4 protein-coding genes are annotated in these 3,448 nt (G+C 36.6%); all 4 read right to left on the bottom strand.

What is annotated here, in order from left to right; genetic code table 11:
* Positions 1 to 103: 103 nt before the first annotated feature.
* Positions 104 to 865, bottom strand: a complete 762-nt coding sequence (locus Q4519_RS21400) for a hypothetical protein (protein ID WP_303515931.1) — start codon at positions 863 to 865, stop codon at positions 104 to 106.
* Positions 862 to 2,334, bottom strand: a complete 1,473-nt coding sequence (locus tag Q4519_RS21395; protein ID WP_303515928.1) for an RNA-directed DNA polymerase — start codon at positions 2,332 to 2,334, stop codon at positions 862 to 864. Before Q4519_RS21395 ends, Q4519_RS21400 begins: the two co-directional genes overlap by 4 nt.
* On the bottom strand, positions 2,318 to 2,497 hold the full coding sequence (locus Q4519_RS21390; RefSeq protein ID WP_303515926.1) for a hypothetical protein: 180 nt from the start codon (positions 2,495 to 2,497) through the stop codon (positions 2,318 to 2,320). Before Q4519_RS21390 ends, Q4519_RS21395 begins: the two co-directional genes overlap by 17 nt.
* Before the next feature lie 161 nt (positions 2,498 to 2,658).
* Positions 2,659 to 3,390, bottom strand: a complete 732-nt coding sequence (locus tag Q4519_RS21385) for a hypothetical protein (RefSeq protein ID WP_303515924.1) — start codon at positions 3,388 to 3,390, stop codon at positions 2,659 to 2,661.
* Between the last annotated feature and the right edge of the window lie 58 nt (positions 3,391 to 3,448).

The raw sequence follows: 3,448 nt of genomic DNA, 5'->3' as shown, positions 1-3,448 counted from the left end.
AGCTTATCGAGGCTCCGGGCTTGTCCAACACCTGAATATGGGGTGTCGGCTTCGCGACACCTATTCTTGTATGTTAGTTTTCGTTTTAAACGTATATTGACGTTTAAGGCTGATTTCCAAGTTTATAAGCGTAATCTCCAACAAGTGAAGAAAATAGTTCTAGTATCTCAATTTTAGATCTTCCTGCACCTGCAACTTTTATAAGCTCATTGAAATTGATCTCTATGTACTTATTCAATCTGGGGTTCAGTAAAATCGCTGACTTCCATTCTTGCGTATCGCTTTCTATTGAGGATGAAAAGCTTAGTAGCCAGTATATTAATATTTGTCTGTAATCAGATGATGAGAAATTCCTACTACTACATTTAACCTCTATTAATGTAGTGCCAATTGAAAAATCGCCGTACCCTTGTCCTATCCATTGGAATCCGGGTATCTCAGGTGATTGAATTGATCTAGGGCCCTGACTTTCAGTCTCAAAAAATCTGATTGATTTAACTAAATTATTCGCTGTTTGTTTAGCTATAGATAGATCAAGTTCTGTTAATTTTTCAGGCAAGTCTGCATCAAAATACTTTGACTGCCTATCTAGAGCTAGGCTTAAGCATTCATCCCAGTCTTCATTCTTGTTGTCAAGGATTTGCTCTGCTCGGACGTAAGCAACTTCAAATAGCATTGCTGCATTAGTAGACATCTTAGCAATCAGGTTTTCCTTTACATAAGTACAGCCTGCAATGGGTTGAGCACTTCTATTCAGATGTGAAACTATTGCTGGTAATAACTGAGGGAACAACAAATCGCATATACCCGGAATATCTCTAGCTACAGTTCTTGGGTCTTTAACTGGTAATCTAGAAAATCTCATTTTTTCACCGCGTCATCAACCCATGATACATATGCACCGCTGAATGACGGTTTATCTTTCAGTTCAATACCTAATGACCACATGTTATGAATTGCATTCTTTACTTGTAGCCTAAAGTGCTTTCCTTCATCACCGAATTCAAATGAAGCAAGCCATAACATTCTTTGAACTTCAGGACTAAAGTTTGACCATTTATTTCTAGCATGAATAAACGAAGGCCTATCTTTCCAGTTTCTGATGCACTCTAAACATGCCCTCTTAATGGTTTCAGAGGAGCTATCTTGTAGTTTTTTATAAACATATGCAGCACGTTTATCTGTTCTTGAAATCCTTATTGCACGCAAATAGTGCAAACAATTAGCTTCAGGTAATAATAAGTGCTCTGAATGAGTGATAATGTTATCTAATAGCAGATCAAGTGATACATATATTCCTGAGTATTTCTCGTCTGCTCTCAGTGAAATAGCACCTTTAATTATTGTTGACCAAGACCCCCTAAAGGAATGAAGGTTATCTGGAGAAAGCAATGTTTTGCATAATTGAAGAGCTAAAGCTGGATCATGTAACTTTAATGTTCTACTTATTTGATTTATTAAAAAGGTATCTGGCTGACTTTTATGTATCTCTAAGTCGAGTAATGATTGTACATTGAGCTGCTCAACTGTATCCGCAAGCTCATCGTAATCAGAGTGAGGGTTGTCAGAGTATGGATCGAAGTGTAAATCAATCTTCTTTAACTTACTTGCATTGTCGTCTTCAGTAAATAGCTGTGAATGAACAAAGTTTTGATAGTGTTGGCCCTTGAGTATTGTGGTTTTAGATCTATTCAGCGAAAGGCCATAATCTGCCAATGCGTTTGAAAGGATTGATATGGCTTTGTAGGCTTCAGCTTGACTATCGGCTATTAGTGTAAAATCGTCTACATATCTATGCCATGTAATACCAGATAACGTAAGCAATTGATCAATAGAAGTCATTAATAGCTCAGCGAGCACTCTTGAACATTGACCACCTACAGGGAAGCCAAATGATCTACCTGATGAAATTTGGCTAAGAAGTCGATCTACTTGCGTGGAAACGGTTGAGTTGTCCCCAAACAAATCGTTGATACAATTCTCAATTCTATGATGGTAGATATGTTCATAGAAACTAGAAATATCAGTTTGTATAACTACAGCATCTTTACTCTTTAGGGCTGGATCTTTGATAGTAGCTTCTTTATAAGCTCTCCATGATCTATCTCTGTCAAACAAACCAGGACCGGTATCTATAAAACGATATGAGTGTGCATTAGGGTTTCTGTTTTGTTCGTTTTTTTCTGCTATAGCTATAGCGATGCCATTTAGATAGAAATTCCAGAAAGGGTGTATCTTTGTCGATATTCTAAAACCACTTGCCCCTGTTGGTGAGAGCAACCTTTCTGTAAATATTTGGATTGCATTAAGAGTATTTCTAGCATTTTTTCCCATCTTTTTCCAATCGTTCAAAAAAATCAAATGCCATTTTTGCCAATTTGTCTTTTGTTTCTGACAAGAAAATTGTATCAAGATCAAATGGTAACATATCATTGTCACCATGAGCTCCAATATCATCAATTGCTCTTTTGAAGTGTTCTACTGTAACTGAATTCATTTAATTCTCTATATATTTGATGATACGGATGCTTGATTGAGAAAACTAACGCCCTAATAACTGGCGCGTAGGTTGGCTTTGTTTTTGCCGTGTTTTTCTTTTGCAAAAACAATGACAACCGTTATGCGTCCACGTTTATTAGCTTGTTATAAGCTATTGATCTACGCTGCCTCGACAATTCGTTTTATTGTTTCTTCTACGTCACTCGATAAGTCAGTCACTTCTGAAAGCAGGTCAACTATTGTCTCATTTGACAATGAAACTTGATTTCCATCTTTATCATAACCCGCTCTATGAACACAGTCATGGCGAATCGTTACCGCTTCAAATAACCATGATATATCTTGAAAGTCATGCCCAAGAACACTTTTATACATTGGTTTTATTTTCTTCAAATCGTGAAAGATCAAGCCTTTCAAATATTTTGAAACAGTAATTTTTAAAGCAGACTGCTTTTCATAAATTTCTTTTAATGTGAATTTTTGCTTTGAAAATTCAGGATCAGACTCAACTAACTTACGCGTCAAATCATCAGAGTTGGTTACCAAGTGTATAAAAACACCCGCTAAGTACCCTTCAATAGCAGAAACTACATAACCATGTAACATGACAAGTAAACTGAACTTTGCGTTTGTTGGTACTTCAACTTCCAATAAAGTATCAATACTACTTAAATGCTTCAATAAAATATCATAATGGCTTTTGTCTTCATTTTCCTGATACCATTCTTCATCTTCTTCTAAAGAGGAAGCATGTTCATCTAGCCAGTTCTCCATAAAATCAGGATCGCCTGCACTACCGCCGTACATTTCACAAAAATCTGAGTAATCACCCATTTCATTTCCTATTGCTAAACTTTGAACTAGCTTATAACAGCTGTTCTGGTCAACCAAAACTGGACACCTTTAGTTGAGAATTTTCAAACTCCACTGGTGACAGATCACCATTGGC

The sequence above is a fragment of the Motilimonas sp. 1_MG-2023 genome (assembly GCF_030547455.1).
In the GTDB taxonomy this organism is placed as follows: domain Bacteria; phylum Pseudomonadota; class Gammaproteobacteria; order Enterobacterales; family CBDFNC01; genus Motilimonas.
This window is presented reverse-complemented; position numbering and strand designations above follow the sequence as displayed.

What these genes read in the sequence shown, in the direction of transcription:
- Q4519_RS21400 (WP_303515931.1), bottom strand. Translation starts at nt 865, where the DNA reads ATGAGATTTTCTAGATTACCAGTTAAAGACCCAAGAACTGTAGCTAGA.
- Q4519_RS21390 (WP_303515926.1), bottom strand. Translation starts at nt 2,497, where the DNA reads ATGAATTCAGTTACAGTAGAACACTTCAAAAGAGCAATTGATGATATT.
- Q4519_RS21395 (WP_303515928.1), bottom strand. Translation starts at nt 2,334, where the DNA reads ATGGGAAAAAATGCTAGAAATACTCTTAATGCAATCCAAATATTTACA.